This window comes from Lapillicoccus sp., assembly GCF_036559105.1.
Taxonomy (GTDB): Bacteria; Actinomycetota; Actinomycetes; order Actinomycetales; family Dermatophilaceae; genus Lapillicoccus.
On sequence record NZ_DATBTV010000114.1, the window covers coordinates 1 to 15,357 of the forward strand.

Annotated in this window: 14 protein-coding genes; 11 read left to right on the forward strand and 3 right to left on the reverse strand. The window is 71.6% G+C overall.

Going from position 1 to position 15,357, the window contains the following annotated elements:
* The first annotated feature begins 349 nt into the window (after positions 1 to 349).
* The 4 genes from VIG79_RS14480 to VIG79_RS14495 all read left to right on the forward strand — a co-directional run bounded on the left by VIG79_RS14480 (position 350) and on the right by VIG79_RS14495 (position 2,880).
* Positions 350 to 592 (forward strand): twin-arginine translocation signal domain-containing protein, encoded by a 243-nt coding sequence (locus VIG79_RS14480; protein WP_331886881.1) that lies wholly within the window; start codon positions 350 to 352, stop codon positions 590 to 592.
* A 127-nt stretch (positions 593 to 719) separates the two neighbouring features.
* Positions 720 to 2,102, forward strand: coding sequence for a DUF4331 domain-containing protein (locus tag VIG79_RS14485; protein WP_331886883.1), 1,383 nt, complete (start codon positions 720 to 722; stop codon positions 2,100 to 2,102).
* A gap of 77 nt (positions 2,103 to 2,179) precedes the next feature.
* Positions 2,180 to 2,617 (forward strand): hypothetical protein, encoded by a 438-nt coding sequence (locus VIG79_RS14490; protein WP_331886885.1) that lies wholly within the window; start codon positions 2,180 to 2,182, stop codon positions 2,615 to 2,617.
* Positions 2,618 to 2,715: 98 nt separating this feature from the next.
* Positions 2,716 to 2,880 (forward strand): hypothetical protein, encoded by a 165-nt coding sequence (locus VIG79_RS14495; protein WP_331886887.1) that lies wholly within the window; start codon positions 2,716 to 2,718, stop codon positions 2,878 to 2,880.
* A 64-nt stretch (positions 2,881 to 2,944) separates the two neighbouring features.
* Here VIG79_RS14495 and VIG79_RS14500 read toward each other — a convergent pair whose 3' ends face one another.
* Both VIG79_RS14500 and VIG79_RS14505 read right to left on the reverse strand, forming a co-directional pair.
* Positions 2,945 to 4,339 (reverse strand): type III PLP-dependent enzyme, encoded by a 1,395-nt coding sequence (locus VIG79_RS14500; protein ID WP_331886889.1) that lies wholly within the window; start codon positions 4,337 to 4,339, stop codon positions 2,945 to 2,947.
* A complete protein-coding gene (locus tag VIG79_RS14505; protein WP_331886891.1) occupies positions 4,246 to 4,905 on the reverse strand; it encodes a serine hydrolase domain-containing protein in 660 nt (219 codons plus the stop codon). The genes VIG79_RS14500 and VIG79_RS14505 overlap by 94 nt, the downstream gene beginning before the upstream one ends.
* A gap of 444 nt (positions 4,906 to 5,349) precedes the next feature.
* Between VIG79_RS14505 and VIG79_RS14510 the strand changes: the two genes are divergently transcribed.
* The 3 genes from VIG79_RS14510 (at position 5,350) to VIG79_RS14520 (ending at position 9,930) form a co-directional block, all read left to right on the forward strand.
* Positions 5,350 to 6,831 carry an NAD-dependent malic enzyme gene (locus VIG79_RS14510; protein WP_331886893.1) on the forward strand — a complete coding sequence of 494 codons (1,482 nt, stop codon included), beginning with the start codon at positions 5,350 to 5,352 and terminating at the stop codon, positions 6,829 to 6,831.
* 281 nt (positions 6,832 to 7,112) lie between these two features.
* Positions 7,113 to 8,570 (forward strand): C40 family peptidase, encoded by a 1,458-nt coding sequence (locus VIG79_RS14515; RefSeq protein ID WP_331886895.1) that lies wholly within the window; start codon positions 7,113 to 7,115, stop codon positions 8,568 to 8,570.
* A 205-nt stretch (positions 8,571 to 8,775) separates the two neighbouring features.
* Positions 8,776 to 9,930 carry a hypothetical protein gene (locus VIG79_RS14520; RefSeq protein ID WP_331886897.1) on the forward strand — a complete coding sequence of 385 codons (1,155 nt, stop codon included), beginning with the start codon at positions 8,776 to 8,778 and terminating at the stop codon, positions 9,928 to 9,930.
* Positions 9,931 to 9,951: 21 nt separating this feature from the next.
* Here the strand turns inward: VIG79_RS14520 and VIG79_RS14525 are convergent, their stop codons facing one another.
* Positions 9,952 to 10,479, reverse strand: coding sequence for an inorganic diphosphatase (locus VIG79_RS14525; protein WP_331886899.1), 528 nt, complete (start codon positions 10,477 to 10,479; stop codon positions 9,952 to 9,954).
* 106 nt (positions 10,480 to 10,585) lie between these two features.
* On the opposite strand from VIG79_RS14525, the gene VIG79_RS14530 reads away from it, so the two are divergent.
* From VIG79_RS14530 to hpt, 4 genes are read left to right on the forward strand one after another with little or no spacing between them, the layout of a single operon-like run.
* On the forward strand, positions 10,586 to 12,007 hold the full coding sequence (locus tag VIG79_RS14530) for a D-alanyl-D-alanine carboxypeptidase/D-alanyl-D-alanine-endopeptidase (RefSeq protein WP_331886901.1): 1,422 nt from the start codon (positions 10,586 to 10,588) through the stop codon (positions 12,005 to 12,007).
* A 47-nt stretch (positions 12,008 to 12,054) separates the two neighbouring features.
* Positions 12,055 to 13,143, forward strand: coding sequence for a zinc-dependent metalloprotease (locus tag VIG79_RS14535; RefSeq protein WP_331886903.1), 1,089 nt, complete (start codon positions 12,055 to 12,057; stop codon positions 13,141 to 13,143).
* Positions 13,144 to 13,153: 10 nt separating this feature from the next.
* Complete coding sequence (gene tilS, locus VIG79_RS14540) at positions 13,154 to 14,134, forward strand: tRNA lysidine(34) synthetase TilS (RefSeq protein WP_331886905.1); 981 nt, start codon at positions 13,154 to 13,156, stop codon at positions 14,132 to 14,134.
* 9 nt (positions 14,135 to 14,143) lie between these two features.
* Positions 14,144 to 14,695 carry a hypoxanthine phosphoribosyltransferase gene (gene hpt / locus VIG79_RS14545; RefSeq protein WP_331886907.1) on the forward strand — a complete coding sequence of 184 codons (552 nt, stop codon included), beginning with the start codon at positions 14,144 to 14,146 and terminating at the stop codon, positions 14,693 to 14,695.
* Positions 14,696 to 15,357 lie beyond the last annotated feature (662 nt).

The window sequence follows — 15,357 nt, forward strand, 5'->3', positions numbered from 1 at the left end:
GGGTACTACGTGCCCTCCAGAACCGGCCGAACAACCACCTTTGCCGGAAGGTCTGCAAGCACGAGGACAGGGTGGTTCGACCTCCGGGCAGTAATGAATAGGTCATCGGTTCGATTCCGATAGGCGGCTCCTTCACACCGCGTCCCGCCGGGTCAGACCCGGGCGCGGCACTACCCAACGGGTCTCCCCGTCTCCCGGGCGCTGAACGTTGTCCTGAGGACTGTGCCCCGCTGTCACGCATGTCGCGGCCTCGGCGAAGTCTGTCGAAGTCGGCTCGTCGCGGTCCCATCCGCCCGCTCCGCCGAGACGAACCTCACCGTGCAGGGGACCATCTCGAAAGGACAGCTGAATGAGCCAGACCAGCCGGCGAGGGTTCCTCGCCGCCAGCGGAACGGGCGTCGCGGCGATCGCCATCGCCCCAGCCATCATCGGAGCCGAGTCGGCCGACGCCGCCCCGCCGCCCGAGGGGGCCGTCGTGGCCTACATCAAGGACGCCTCCACCGGTTCGGTGGCCGTCATGGCCGGTGAGCGCGAGGTCGTCGTCACCGACAAGGCGCTCGTCGCCACGATCGCCCGACACCTGCGCGGCTGAGCCCGCCCGCACCGGCCGCAGCGCGGCGACCGGTGCTGCCCACCACCCTCCGCTCCTGTGCGTCCAGCGACGTGGGGACCTGCGCTGCTTCCTACTCAGCATCAGCCCAGCACGAGAGGTACTGCCCATGTCATCGCACCGCGAGGCGCCGGAAATCTCCAAGGACCCCGCCGCCGACAACACGGACGTCTACGCGTTCGTCAGCCCGGACCGTCCGTCGACGGTCACCCTCATCGCGAACTTCATCCCGCTGCAGAACCCGCAGGGCGGCCCGAACTTCTTCGAGTTCGGCGACGACGTGCTCTACGAGATCCACATCAGCAACGGCGGCGACGCCAAGCCGGACGTGACCTACCAGTTCCGGTTCTCGACGAAGATCCGCAACCCCAACACGTTCCTCTACAACACCGGACCGATCACCAACATCGGCGACTCGACCTTCAACCGTCCGCAGACCTACTCGGTGACCCGGGTGACCCGCGGTGGCGGCTCGAAGACGCTGGCGTCCGGGCTCGCGGTGCCGCCGGTCAACGTCGGCATTCGCAGCACACCGAACTACGCGCACTTCACCGCGCAGGCCACACACGCGCTGCCCGGCGGCCGGGTCGTCTTCGCCGGCCAGCGGGCCGACGCCTTCTTCGTGGACCTCGGGTCGATCTTCGACCTCGGTGCGCTGCGGCCGTTCCAGAACCTGCACCTCATCCCGTCGGCCGCCGCCGCGGGCGTCAACGGGCTCCAGGGCCTGAACGTGCACACCATCGCGATCCAAGTGCCCAAGACCGACCTCACGCGAGACGGCAAGAACCCGACCGACGTCATGGACGCGACGTCCGTGATCGGCGTCTACGCGTCGGCCAGCCGGCAGAAGACGAAGGTCTGGGACGACTCGCGCAGCCGCATGGGCGGCCACGGTCCGTGGCAGCAGGTGTCCCGTCTCGGCAACCCGCTGTTCAACGAGGTCATCGTCCCGATGGCGCGCAAGGACAAGTGGAACGCCCTGGACCCCTGGAACGACAGTGCGTTCGCGCAGTACGTGTCCAAGCCGGAGCTCGCCGGTCTCCTGCCGGTGCTCTACCCGGGCGTCTTCCCGAACCTGAAGGCCTACACCAAGCCCCGGGCGGACCTTCTCGCGATCCTGCTGACCGGCATACCGGCCGGCGTGGTCCCTGGGTTCCAGAACTTCACCGGAACCCAGCAGGCGGACCTGCTCCGGCTCAACCTCGCGGTGCCGCCGACGGCGTCTCCGAACCCGCTGGGGCTGGTGGCCGGGGACGCGGCCGGCTTCCCGAACGGCCGACGGGTGGCCGACGACGTCGTCACCATCGAGCTCCGGGCGGTGGCCGGCCTCACCATCCCCTTGGTCGACCCGACCTTCACCCCGGACGGGGCCGCCTCGGCCATCAAGGACGGGACGACGAACACCAACTCGCCGCTCCTCGGCACGTTCCCCTACCTGGGGACGCCGGGTGGTGGCTACCAGGCCAAGCCCGGTACGTCACCGGCGGCCTGAACCCCAGAGCCGCGGTGGACTGGGGACCCAGTCCACCGCCTCCCGTTCCGTCGACCTTCAGCCCATGAGGACCTGACATGACCGCACCGCAGCACTCCACGCTCAGCCCGGAGCGCGCCGCCAACCTTGCCGAGAACCCGTACGCCGGCCAGGGCTCGGTCCTGCTCGACATCGGCGGAGACGTCGGGGCCGTCATCCTGCACCTGCCGGGCGCCTGGGAGGGCGCCGAGGTCGAGTACCGGCGGCACGACGAAGCCGACGCCCACCAGGACACCCACGACCACCATCACGACAGTGCCCACCATCACGACAGTGCCCACCATCACGACCACGCCCACACCCACCGGCCGCACGTCGCGGTCGTGGGCCGACCGGCCGGCGACCGCGTCGTTTACTCGGCGGTGTTTCCCGAGCTCGCCGCCGGACGGTACGTCCTGTCCCTCCCTGACCGGTCCGAGATCGACGTCGACGTCGAGGGTGGCGTCGTCACCGAGCTCGACCGGGTAGGAGAGTGACCAGTCGCATAGCCCCATCGGGCCATTTTGGGTATGCCGAAGGTCAAGTCTGGGGACGAAGGGTCATCGGAGGGCCTGTCCTCCTTAGGGTTTGACCCATGGGAGGCGACTGGGGCGACCTCACCGACGAAGCTCTCCGCGAGGAGATCGAGCTCGTCGGTGATCTCGTGGTCGCCGCCACGGCGTCGCCCGGACGGATGGCCCAGGACGACGTCGACTCCGTGCTGGGCCTGTGCGCCCGGCGCGGGCTCGCGGACCAGTGAACCCGCGGGCCTGAGGCCCTAGGTCACCCGGACCCGCGCCGGCGGTGAGGCTGTGGTCTCGAGGTCAGCCGACGACGACCGGCAGCGGGTCGAACCCGTTGAACCCCACGGTGGAGTAGCACGAGGTGTAGGCGCCGGCCGACTCGAAGCGGACGAGGTCGCCCTCGGCGAGATCGAGCGGGAGATGCACGGGAGTCACCTGGTAGAGCACGTCGGCGCTGTCGCAGGTCGGCCCCGCGAGGACACAGGGCCCGGTCGGACCGCCGTCGGCGCTGGTCTCGATGCGGTAGCGGATCGCCTCCTCGAGGGTCTCGACCAGACCGGTGAAGACGCCGGCGTCGAGGTAGACCCACCGGCTGTCGCCGCGTTCGACCACGCCCACCACGGACGTCACCAGGGCGCCCGCGTCGCCGACCACGGCCCGCCCTGGCTCGGCGATGGTCCGCGGTCGGTGTTCGCCGAAGGACTGCCGCAGCTGGTCCTCGATGACGGCGCCGTATGCGGCCAGCGGCGGGATGTCGCCCTCGTGCCGCGCGGGAAACCCGCCGCCGAGGTCAAGCAGCCACGGGGAGAGACCGTCGGCGCGTACCGCCTCGAACACGCTGGCAGCGGCGGCGATCGGGCTGCGCCAGGCGTTCGGGTCGCGCTGCTGGGAGCCGACGTGGAAGCTCACGCCGGCGGCGTCCAGGCCCAGCGCGACGGCGAGCCGGAGGATGTCAGCGGCCTGGCCGACCGAGCAGCCGTACTTGCGTGACAGTGGCCAGTCGGACCCGTCGCCGGAGGTGACCAGGCGACAGAGGACGGCCGAACCGGGCGCCGCCTCGGCGACCTTCCGCACCTCCGTCGACGAGTCCACGACGAAGAGGCGGACACCGAGGGCCGCCGCCTCCGCGACGTGGTCGCGCCGCTTGACCGGGTTCGAGTAGACGAGGTCGTCCGGCGCTGCGCCGGCCGCGAGGCAGGCGCGGACCTCGGCGGGACTGGCGACGTCGAAGTTGCCGCCGGCCGCAACCACCGCGGCGAGGACTCTGGGGTGGGGGTTGGCCTTGACCGCGTAGTGGATCGCGACACCGGGCAGCGCCGCCGCGAGCTCACCCAGACGGTCGGTGACGACCGACGTCTCGACCTCCAGGAAGGGTGTCCCGGGAAGGGGCGCCACGGTGGGCCTCGACGTCGCCTCGGGGCTGGTCGTGGCGACGGCCGTGGCGGCGGGCTCGGTGATCGTCATGGGGAGGCTCCAGGGCTGGTGCGGTGTGCGAGGGCAGGGTGTCGCCCTGAGAAGACCCGCGAACGAGCCTGGAGATACGTCCGCGATCCCGCTGGCCGGCCAGCCGGGCGGGAGGGGTAGTGATGCGTTGTCCGGCGTCACCACGGCGCCGATGGCCCGGAACAGGTAGTCGGCGCGGTTCTTGTCGTTGCCCTCGGCGTCGAACCCGCCAGGGGTGAGGGTGACCGCCACGGAGTTGGACACTTCTCCGACAGCAGATAGGCCGTCGTGACGCCGATCCCGCTCAGCAGCGGGTTCTGCATGATCCACGGCTCGGACCGGATCACGCCGAGGCCGTAGTTGTAGATCGGAACCTGCGTGAAGCAGCTCGGCACGCAGCCCGGATCCTTCTTCCCGAACCCGATGAGCGTGGAGTCGGTCATCTCCTGGTAGCTGGACGGGGACAGCAACGACCCCGTGCCGAACGAGATCGCCGTGGTGGCGAGGTCGTCGATCGTCGTCGTCTCGTTGGCGCCCATGGGCGTTCCCCATTGGGTGTTCCAGTATGTCGCCTCCTCGTAGAACGCTTTGCCCCGCACCGCGAAGGCGGGGCGGCGCTCCGAGCTGAACGTGTGCAGCGCCGGCTCGGGCACGGTCGACGTCACCGAGCTGACGGTGTTCTTCAGCCCCATCGGCGTGAACACCTCCTCGTCCAGGAGCTGGTCGAGCGGCTTGTTGCCGACCTTCGCGAGGATGTCGCCGAGGATCATGAAGGTCGTGTGCGCGTAGCTCCAGTTCGTCCCCGGAGCGAACTGCAACGGTTTGCCGAACCCGCCGCCAGCCAGACGGGTCGGCCTGGCAGTCGGGGTACCCCGTGGTCTGGTTGGTCCATCGACGGGCCGAACGCCTGCCTCGCGATCGTCCGGTCGCCCTTGGTCACCTTGAGGATGACGGCGCGCATGTTCCACTCGGCCATCTTCTGGTTGACGACGTCGGCGACCTTCCGCGCGGGCGCGTCGCTCGCCACCGTGGCGGTGAGCCCGCCCGAGGGAGTGTCGGTGGTGGTGCAGCCACCGAGCGCGATGCCGCGATCACCACGGCGACCGCGAGCATCCGCCCGACCACGACCACGCTCCTGACCGGTTTCGACCGGAAACCGCTGGTCACGCCAGCGGCGTCGATGCGCCGTCGTCGGGCACATCGGACAACCCCGAGGGTAGGCATCCTGTCCGTCGCTGGGCGTCGGTGGAAGGATGCGCCCCATGCAGACGCAGCGGGGCGATTCGGTGGCGACGGGCGCGCAGGGCGAGGACGGGGAGCCGACTCCGGCCGAGGAGCAGCAGGCGCGGACCCAGACCATCCGGCGGGCGCAGGCGACGACGGGGTCCTACTCGATCACCGTGCGCATCCACTCGGGCACGGACCCGGCCGTGGTCGGCCAGCTGGCGACAGCGGTCAGCGACGCGGGCGGCATCACGACGGCACTGGACATCGTCGAGTCGCGGCACGACCGGCTGGTCATCGACCTCACCTGCTCGGCCGCCAACGGCGACCACGCGACCGAGGTCGTCGACGCGATCCGGGCAGTGCCCGGCGTCACGGTGCACAAGGTGTCCGACCGCGTCTTCCTCATCCACCTCGGCGGCAAGATCGGCGTCCAGCCGACGGTTCCGCTGCGAAACCGCGACGACTTGTCCATGGCCTACACCCCTGGCGTAGGACGCGTCAGCATGGCCATCGCCGAGAACCCGCAGGACGTCTCACGCCTCACCGTCAAGGGCAACTCGGTCGCGGTGGTCACCGACGGCAGCGCCGTCCTCGGCCTGGGCAACATCGGTCCGCGGGCCGCGATGCCGGTGATGGAGGGCAAGGCCGCGCTGTTCAAGCGGTTCGCCAACATCGACGCGTGGCCGATCTGCCTGGACACCCAGGATGTCGACGAGATCGTCCGCACGGTCCAGCTCATCGCGCCCGGGTTCGGGGGCATCAACCTCGAGGACATCGCGGCACCCCGGTGCTTCGAGGTCGAGGCCCGGCTTCGCCAGCTCCTCGACATCCCGGTGTTCCACGACGACCAGCACGGCACGGCGATCGTCGTCCTCGCCGCGCTGCGCAATGCGTTGCGGTGCGTGGGGAAGCAGATCGAGGACGTCCACATCGCCGTCAGCGGTGGTGGTGCGGCCGGGTCGGCGATCGTCTCGCTGCTCCTGGCCGCCGGCGCGCGCGACATCGTCGTGTGGGACCGCGAGGGCATCCTCAACCGGGACGACGCCGCGCTGTCTCCGGCCAAGCACTCGCTCGCCGAGCGGACCAACCCGCGGGGGCTGACCGGCGCCCTGCGCGACGCGGTCACCGGCGCCGACGTGTTCATCGGGGTGAGCGCCCCGAACGTCCTGGCGCCCGAGTGGATCGACGAGATGGCCGAGCGCCCGATCGTCTTCGCCCTGGCCAACCCCGACCCCGAGGTCGACATCGCCGAGGCCTCGAAGCGGGCGGCGGTCGTGGCCTCCGGGCGGTCGGACTACCCGAACCAGATCAACAACGTCCTGGCCTTCCCGGGGGTGTTCCGGGGCCTCCTCGACGCCCGGGCCACCCAGGTCACGACCGACATGCTCATCCGGGCGGCGGACGCCCTGGCGTCGGTCGTCACGGACGCCGAGCTGAACGCCAACTACATCGTTCCGAGCGTCTTCGCGCCGGACATCGTCAAGACGGTGGCGGCGGCCATTTCCGGCCGCGACTGACGGTCGCTCCCTCGTCGCCTGCTCGACATCGTTACCTTTTCGTGATGTCGTTCGGACACCTGAGCGAATCGGCCGGGTGACCTGCAGAAAAACAGCGGTGTAAGTCCCCGTATCACAAGGGTGTAAGACGCGAATTCGCCCAGATAGCAACGGGATCCGTGTGAAGGGTGTTCCCAGTGTGACGAATGGGTCCTAGTGTCGGCTGCGCCCAGTTCGTCCGGCAATTGCTCGCCTGAGACGCGGTTCGTCAAGGCGACACGCCGTTGCTTGAGAGGACCCTCGTGCCCGACGTGTACCGGCCCGCCCGTCGCGCCGCGCGTGCCGGCATCACCGTCCTCGCCGGACTCGGGCTCGTCGCCGGAATCGCGGCCCCGCTCTCCGCCGCGCACGCCGATCCGGTCTACCCGTCGGCCGACCAGGTCGCCGGCGCCCAGGCGGCGGCAGCCTCCGCTGCGGGCCAGGTCGCGACGCTGGACGCGCAGCTGGCCGCCTCACGCGACCGGGTCGACGAGCTCCAGCAGGCCGCCGGCAACGCCGCGGAGGCGGCGAACGGCGCACAGCTCGAGCTGGAGCGGGCCGCGGCGGGGAGTGCCGATGCGCAGGCCAAGGCATCGGCGGCCCAGGCCACGGCCGACGAGGCCACCCTGACCCTGTCCCGGTATGCCGCTGAGGTCTACCAGGGCGGCGGGGACACCGGCCAGCTCGACATCTTCTTCGGCGGCGGCGGTCCGCAGGAGGTGCTGGACAAGGCGTCCGGCATCCAGGCCGTCGGCGCCGAGCGCGCCCGGATGGTCCAGGACGCCGACTCGGCCCGGCTGATCGCCGCGAACCTCCAGCAGGTCGCCGCGGAGGCCGAGGGTCGCCGGGCCACGGCGGCAGCCGCCGCGAAGGCCGCTGCCGACAAGGCGCGCCAGTCCGCGCAGGACGCGGTGACGCAGACCGTCCAGATCGAGCAGCAGCAACAGCAGACGATGATCCAGCTCGCGGCGCTGCAGAACACCTCGGTGCAGCTCGAGCAGCAGCGCCAGGCGGGTATCGCCGCGGAGCAGGAGCGCCAGCGCGAGGAGGCCCGGCGCGTCGCCGCGGAGGCCGCGGCGAAGGCCGCCGCCGAGGCTGCTGCCCGCGAGGCCGCCGCCCGGGCCCAGGCGGCCGCGGAGGCGGAAACGGCCGCTCGGACCGCTCGGGAGCAGAAGCAGGCGCAGGCCGCCGCAGACAAGGCCGCCGCGGACAAAGCCGCGGCCGACGCCGCCCGGGCCGCCGCCGCCACGCCGCCCCCGGCGCCCAGGCCGCCGACCGCGACGACGCCGCCGACCACGACGAAGCCGCCGACGACAACGACGAAGCCCCCGACCACCGTCCCCACTCCGCCGCCGCCGTCGGGAGGCGTCGCCGCCGTCATCGCCTTCGCGCGCGCCCAGCTCGGCGAGCCCTACGTCTGGGGCGGCGCCGGACCGTCGGTCTGGGACTGCTCGGGGTTGACCATGATGGCGTGGCGCCAGGCCGGCGTGTCGTTGTCGCACTACACCGGCTACCAGTGGTCCGAGACCGACCGCGTGCCGATCTCCCAGCTCCAGCCCGGTGACCTCGTGTTCTACGGTACGAGCGGCCCGGACAGCCATCACGTCGGGCTCTACATCGGCGGCGGTCAGATGATCCACGCGCCGAACCCGAGCACCGTGGTCAAGATCGCGTCGATCTACTCGATGAGTGACCTGCTGCCGTACGGCGGCCGTCCGTGAGTCACGCCACGACGCTTTCCGCCCCACCGATACGTCACGGGGACTCCGACTAGCGACGAGCCCACGCCTGCGGGCTTGGCGCCGCGGGCCGCGAGAGGGGGGTCCGGGTCAATGCTGCCCGGCCGGCACAACGCGGACGACAGGCGTACGGCAGGCGTACTGGTCGTGCCTGGACGACGAGCGGTCCAGGGGCGAGGATCGAGGGATGGGCCACGAGGCTCCCGACCGTCATCCGGTCGAGCTCCACTGGCAGGACGAGGAGGCCGAGCCTCTCGCCGCGCGCCGCACACGTCCCTGGCGCGGGTGGGTGGCCCTCGCCGGCGTCGTCGCCGTGCTCGTGGTCGTCCCGTCGTTGGTCCAGCGCGGCACGGTCCCCGGCCCGATCGAGCCCCAGCCGAACCCGACCCCGACGTCGGCGACGACCTCCCGCGTTGTCGTGCCCGACCTCGGACCGGCGATCCTCGGGGTGACCGACCGGTGGGAGCTGTTCGCGCTCGGCGACAACAGCGTCACCCAGATCCAGCTCGCCGCCGGCCGGATCACGACCACCTACTTCGCTCCGCTGCAGAGCACCGGCCCGGTCTTGCTCGTCGTCGGCCCGGACCGGGCGATCGTCAAGCCGCTCGACCGCGTGCCGGGGCACGTCGTGCCGGACAGCGGCCCCGTGCGGGGGCTGACCGGCCTGCTCGACCGCGGAGCTACGGCGCTGCCCGCGTCCGACCCGAACCAGGTCTGGGTCGGCCCGGAGGACGGCGGACCGCCGGTCATGACACTCACCGATCTCGACGGCAGCCGGGTGCTCGCCACCGCGCCCGTTCCTCCGGGGGCGGTGCCAGTCGGCGCGCACGACGACGGGGCCGGGTACCCGTTGTTCCGTGGCGCCGGCGGCTTCTACGTCGCGCGCCCGGATGGCCTGCAGCGGATCACCACAGGTCTCGTGGTGGCGACCGGACCCTCGGGGTGGCTCGCCGAGGAGTGCGACGAGCACGGTCGGTGCACGACCGTCGGTGTCGACCGGGCGACCGGTGGGCGAAGCGTGCTGCCGGTCGCTGTGGATCGCAACGGCCCCACGGGTGTGCTCTCACCCGACGGCACGTCCGCCGCACTCGTGGTGGGCCGTCCGGACGGCTCGACCGCGCTGCGCGTGGCCGACCTGGTCGGCGGGTCCGACCACGAGGTCGACGTGCACCCGGCCAGGGGGTTCGGGACGACCATGGTCTGGTCGCCGGACGGTCGGTGGCTGTTCGTCGTCGACGACACCGGTCACCTCCGCGCCGTGGACCCACGGACGCGTCAGGTGAGCGAGTTCCCGGGTCCGGTACCCCTGTTGCGTCAGCTCGCTGTCCGAACCGGTCGGTGAACGCCGGTCCCGGCAAGCCGTTCAGTGCTGGGTGGTGTTCGGCAGCCGCCAGCGGGCGGTCGTGAGGCCGGCCTCGGACGCCCGGGCCAGGGCCTCGTTGACACAGCGCTCGGCGTCCTCCCGACCGTCCCAGCTTGCGCCCTCCACCGACTTGCCCGGCTCGAGGTCCTTGTAGGTCTCGAAGAAGTGCTGGATCTCCAGCCGGTCGAACTCGTTGACGTGCTCGAGCTCGCTCACGTGCGCCTGACGAGGGTCGTTGGCGGGGACGCAGAGGAGCTTGTCGTCGCCGCCGGCCTCGTCGGTCATGTGGAAGACCCCGATCGGGCGGGCCAGCACCTGGCAGCCGGGAAAGGTCGGCTCGTCGAGGAGCACCAACGCGTCTAGCGGGTCGCCGTCCTCGCCGAGACTGTCCTCGACGTACCCGTAGTCGGCGGGGTAGCTCATCGAGGTGAACAGAAGCCGGTCCAACCGGATCCGCCCGGTCTCGTGGTCGACCTCGTACTTGTTCCGGGCCCCCTTGGGGATCTCGATGGTGACGTAGAACTCCACGTGAACCCCTTGGGACGGGCGGCGTCCCCGGACGACCGGCGTCGTCGGGGAGAATCGTGCTTCGCATCTTGTCAGAACGTGCCGGAGAGCAGGGAGGCCGAGGGTCGTGCGTCGTGTCGTTGCTGTAGCCGGGGCGGTCGTCCTGCTCCTGGCCGGCTACGCGACCCTCGACGTCTACGACGTGGTCCCCGGAGTCCTGACCCTCGCCAACACGCCGGACCCGACGCCCACCACGCCGACGCCCACGCCCAGTGCGACGGCCACCGTGGCGCAGCCGCGCGACGCCGACGCCGGTATGCCGTTGGCCGCCTCCGGCCAGCAGCAGCCGGCCCCGAGTGCCGCCGGGGTGCAGGCCGCGACCGCCGGTGCGCTCGCCGACCCGGCGCTGGCCGGAAGGCTCGGTGTCACCGTGCGCGACGCCGCCACGGGCACGCACCTGCTCGACGTCGGCCCGGACGCCCCGCTCATCCCGGCGTCGAACCTCAAGCTGCTCTCGGGGGCGGCGGTCGCGGCCACCTTCCCGGTCGACGTGACGTTCACGACGCGGGTGGTGCAGGGCGCCGACCCCGGCCGGGTGGTGCTCGTCGCCGGTGGCGACACCCTCCTCAACCCCGGTCCCGGCAACCCCCACGCGGTGGCGGGCCGCGCCGGGCTCGGCGACCTCGTCAGCGGTACCGCGAGCGCACTCAAGGCGAAGGGGGTGACCTCGGTCGTGGCGTCCCTCGACCTGACCCACGCCCCGGGGCCGCTCCTGGCCCCGACCTGGCCCCCGGCGTTCCGTCCGACCGGGATCACCGGAGCAGTGGCGTCGATCGGCCTCTCCTCCCAGCGCGTGACGCCCGGACATCCCGGCCCGGCCGACCCGGCGGCCGCGGTCGGGGCGGCCTTCGTGGCCGGCCTCGCGGCGCAGGGGATGAAGGCGACACTGGCGGCACCCGCGGCCGCACCCGAGGGCGCCCTGACCCTCGCGACCGTGACGTCGGCCCCGGTCGTGGACCAGCTCGGACTGGCACTGCAGGACTCCGACGACGCCCTGACCGAGTCACTGACCCGTCAGGCGGCCTACACGAAGGGGACGCCACCAGGGTTCGCCGAGGCCGCGGCGTTCGTGCGGACGACCCTCGCCGGCCTGGGCGTGAACCTGACCGGGGTCTCCACCGCGGACGCCAGCGGGTTGTCGCGCGAGAACATCGTGCCGGCGCGGGTGGTGGCCGACGTCATCGCCCTGGGTCAGCAGCTGCCGTCCTTCAACCACGCGATGCAGGAGATGGCCGTGGCCGGGCTCAGCGGCACGTTGGAGGACCGCTTCGTCGCGCCGGACACGCATACCGCGGCGGGACTGTTCCGTGGCAAGACGGGCACGTTGACCGGCGTCAACGCGCTCGGCGGGACCGTCGTCACGGCCGACGGGAGGCTGCTCGTCGTCGACATCATCTCCAACACGGACGGGCCGGGCCGGGGAACGACGGCCGTCCGGGCCGCGTTGGACCGGTTCGTAGCGGTACTAGCGTCATGCGGGTGCCGTTGAGGGCGCCGTGAGAATGTGACGAGCTGGTCGAGACTAGGGACGACACGATGAGCGAGCTGGCAAGGGTTCCGGAGGAGCAGCCGGAAGGCCGCCCGCAGTATGTCGACTGGGAGTTCGCCAAGTCGACCGGCCGTCGACTGGTCAGCGCGGGCCCGCGGGTGACCCCGTCCGAGGCCGCCGCGATCGTCGGCGAGCTGCGTGAGGCGGCGGCCGCCGCGCGTGAGCCGATCGCCTCGACGTCCCGGCTGCACAGCCCGGCGGATGCACCTCCGGTGCTCGTCGTCGACCGCCCGGGCTGGATGGATCTCAACATCGAGTCGATGGCGTCGCTGGTGGCCCCGGTCATCGAGAAGGTGACCGCCGGAGTCTCGCGGACCCAGCCCAACGCGGTCACCGCGATCGGCGGCAAGGTGACCGGTGCCGAGACCGGCGCGGTCATGTCGTTCCTTGCGAGCAAGGTGCTCGGTCAGTACGACCTCGCTCCGCAGGGCGTGCCGCGGCTGATGCTCGTCGCGCCGAACATCGTCCAGACCGAGCGCGAGCTGAAGGTCGACACCCGCGACTTCCGGCTGTGGGTGGCGATGCACGAGGAGACGCACCGGCTGCAGTTCACCGCGAACCCCTGGCTGCGCGACCACCTGATCGCCCGCACCCGCGAGCTGACCGTCGACATCGCTCCCACGCCCACCGAGCTGGCCGGCCGCCTGCAGGAGATCGCGCGGCGCCTCCCCGAGGCGTTCCAGCCCGGCTCCCAGGGGCTGGCCGAGGTCCTGCTGACGCCGGAGCAGCGGGCCAAGGTCGAGCAGATCACCGCGGTGATGTCCCTGCTCGAGGGGCACGCCGACGTGATGATGGACGAGGTCGGGCCGCAGGTCATCCCGAGCGTCGCGCAGATCCGCGAGCGGTTCACGCAGCGGCGGCAGGGCGTCTCCGGGGTGGACCTCATCCTCCGGCGCGTCCTGGGCCTCGAGGCCAAGATGCGCCAGTACTCCGACGGCGCCGCCTTCGTGCGCGGTGTCATCGAGCAGACCAGCCTCGACGACTTCAACGCCGTCTGGTCCTCACCCGAGACGCTCCCGACGCCCGCCGAGATCGGCGACCCGCACGCCTGGGTTCGGCGCGTCCACGGTCGATGAGCGGTCGGTCGTGACCGGTCCCGCGTCGGCGGTCGCCGCGACCCGTCTCGCGGTGCGCACCGAGCTGGCCCTCCTGCCGGAGGGCGCCATCGTGCTGGTCGGGTGCAGCGGTGGCCCGGACTCGCTGGCGCTCGCGGGCGCGGTGGGGTTCGAGGCACCGAAGCGGGGGATCAAGGCGGCCGGGCTGGTCGTCGACCATCGGCTCCAGGCGGGTTCGCAGCAGGTCGCCGAGGCGGCGGCCCAGCAGTGCCGGGACCTCGGCCTGGACCCGGTCGACGTCCGGACGGTGCGCGTCGCGCGGGACGGCTCGGGACCGGAGGGTGCCGCGCGGTCGGCTCGCTACCGGGCGCTGGAGGACACGGCCGAGCGCCTCGGTGCCGCCGCGGTGCTCATCGGGCACACCCGCGACGACCAGGCCGAACAGGTGCTCCTGGGGCTGGCCCGCGGGTCCGGTTCGCGGTCCCTCTCCGGTATGCCGCGCCGGCGCGGGTTGTTCGTGCGGCCGTTCATCGCGCTGGGCCGGTCCGAGACCGAGGCCGCCTGCGTCGCATACGAGATCGAGCCGTGGCGCGACCCGCACAACGAGGACCCGACGTTCGCGCGGGTCCGGGCCCGTGGGTTCCTGCGCGCCCTCGAGGACGAGCTGGGCCCCGGTATCGCCGCGGCGCTCGCCCGCAGCGCGGAGATGCTGCGCGAGGACGCGGACTACCTCGAGGACGAGGCGCGCGCCGTGCTGCCCACCCTGGGCGACGGGCCGTGGTCGGCCACCGCCCTCCAGGCGTTGCCCCGGGCGCTGCGTACCCGGGTCTGGCGGCTGCTGGCGGTCGACGCCGGGTCGGGAGCCGGGCAGCTCACCGCCGCCCATGTGGAGTCTCTGGACGCGCTGCTGACGTCATGGCACGGTCAGGGACCGCTCAACCTGCCCGGACACGTGCGGGCCAGCCGCAGCGGCGACCTGGTGACCGTCGCCGCGGTGCCGCCCGTCGGATAGCCTGCGCGCGTGGACGCCGAGGACATGGGGAACGACCTCCAGAAGGTTCTGCTCACCGAGGACGAGATCCTTGCGCGGATCCAGGAGATGGCCACCGACATCTGGCGGGACTACGAGGGCAAGGACCTGCTGCTCGTGGGCGTCCTCAAGGGCGCGATCCTCGTCATGGCCGACCTGATGCGGGCGCTGCCCGGGACGGCTCCCATGGACTGGATGGCGATCTCGTCGTACGGGTCGGGGACCAAGTCGTCGGGCGTGGTGCGGATCATCAAGGACCTCGACACCGACATCACCGGTCGGCACGTCCTCATCGTCGAGGACATCATCGACTCGGGCCTGACCCTGTCGTGGATCCGCTCCAACCTCGAGTCGAGGTCGCCGGCGTCGGTCGAGATCTGCACGTTGCTGCGCAAGCCCGAGGTCGCGAAGGTGGAGATCGACGTCCGCTACGTCGGCTTCGACATCCCCAACGAGTTCGTCGTCGGCTACGGGCTGGACTACGCCGAGCAGTACCGCAACCTCCGCGTCGTCGGCACCCTCAACCCGTCGGTCTACTCCTAGGGCGCGCGGGCCGAAGCCGGCTCCGGGGAGACAGTTCGGGGCCAGTGCCCCGGCATCGCTCGCCACTGAGGCCTGTGGATAGCGCAGTCGGCGACGCGGGCGATCGGGCCAGAGTCGCGGGATGGCCGAACCGCCTCCGTGGCTCCCTGAGACGCGGGTGCTCGGTGCACCGGTGCCTCCTCGCGACCGCGCCGACCTGGCTCGCGTCGCCAACGAGCAGTCCGGGCTGCTGACTCGGCGACAGTGTCTGGGCGCCGGTGTGACCGACGACGCGATCCGGTGGCGCCTGGAGCGAGGCTGGTGGGTGGCGATGCACGCAGGCGTCTACCTGACGGTCCCCGGTCGCGACGACTGGTGGACCCGAGCGTTGGCGGCACAGCTCGCCGTCGGACGACTCCGCGTGGTCGCTCCACGCCGCCGCGTTCGTCCACGGCATCGTCTCGGCGCCACCCCAGACGGTCGCTCTCCTCATCGGCCACGACCGCCGGGTCGCGACGCCGATCGGCGCGCAGATTATCCGTCGGCGCGGCGACGTGAACCGGTTCGTTGACGAGCTGCACTGGCCATGGAGGACCACCGTGGAGGAAACCATCCTCGACATCAGCGCGTCGGCCTCGGTCGACGAGACGTTCGCCCTGCTCGGCCGGGCCTTCCAACGGCGC

Bases quoted from the DNA above. Each gene is read 5' to 3' on its own strand.
- VIG79_RS14480 (WP_331886881.1), top strand. From the start codon at position 350: ATGAGCCAGACCAGCCGGCGAGGGTTCCTCGCCGCCAGCGGAACGGGC.
- VIG79_RS14485 (WP_331886883.1), top strand. From the start codon at position 720: ATGTCATCGCACCGCGAGGCGCCGGAAATCTCCAAGGACCCCGCCGCC.
- VIG79_RS14490 (WP_331886885.1), top strand. From the start codon at position 2,180: ATGACCGCACCGCAGCACTCCACGCTCAGCCCGGAGCGCGCCGCCAAC.
- VIG79_RS14495 (WP_331886887.1), top strand. From the start codon at position 2,716: ATGGGAGGCGACTGGGGCGACCTCACCGACGAAGCTCTCCGCGAGGAG.
- VIG79_RS14510 (WP_331886893.1), top strand. From the start codon at position 5,350: ATGCAGACGCAGCGGGGCGATTCGGTGGCGACGGGCGCGCAGGGCGAG.
- VIG79_RS14520 (WP_331886897.1), top strand. From the start codon at position 8,776: ATGGGCCACGAGGCTCCCGACCGTCATCCGGTCGAGCTCCACTGGCAG.
- VIG79_RS14535 (WP_331886903.1), top strand. From the start codon at position 12,055: ATGAGCGAGCTGGCAAGGGTTCCGGAGGAGCAGCCGGAAGGCCGCCCG.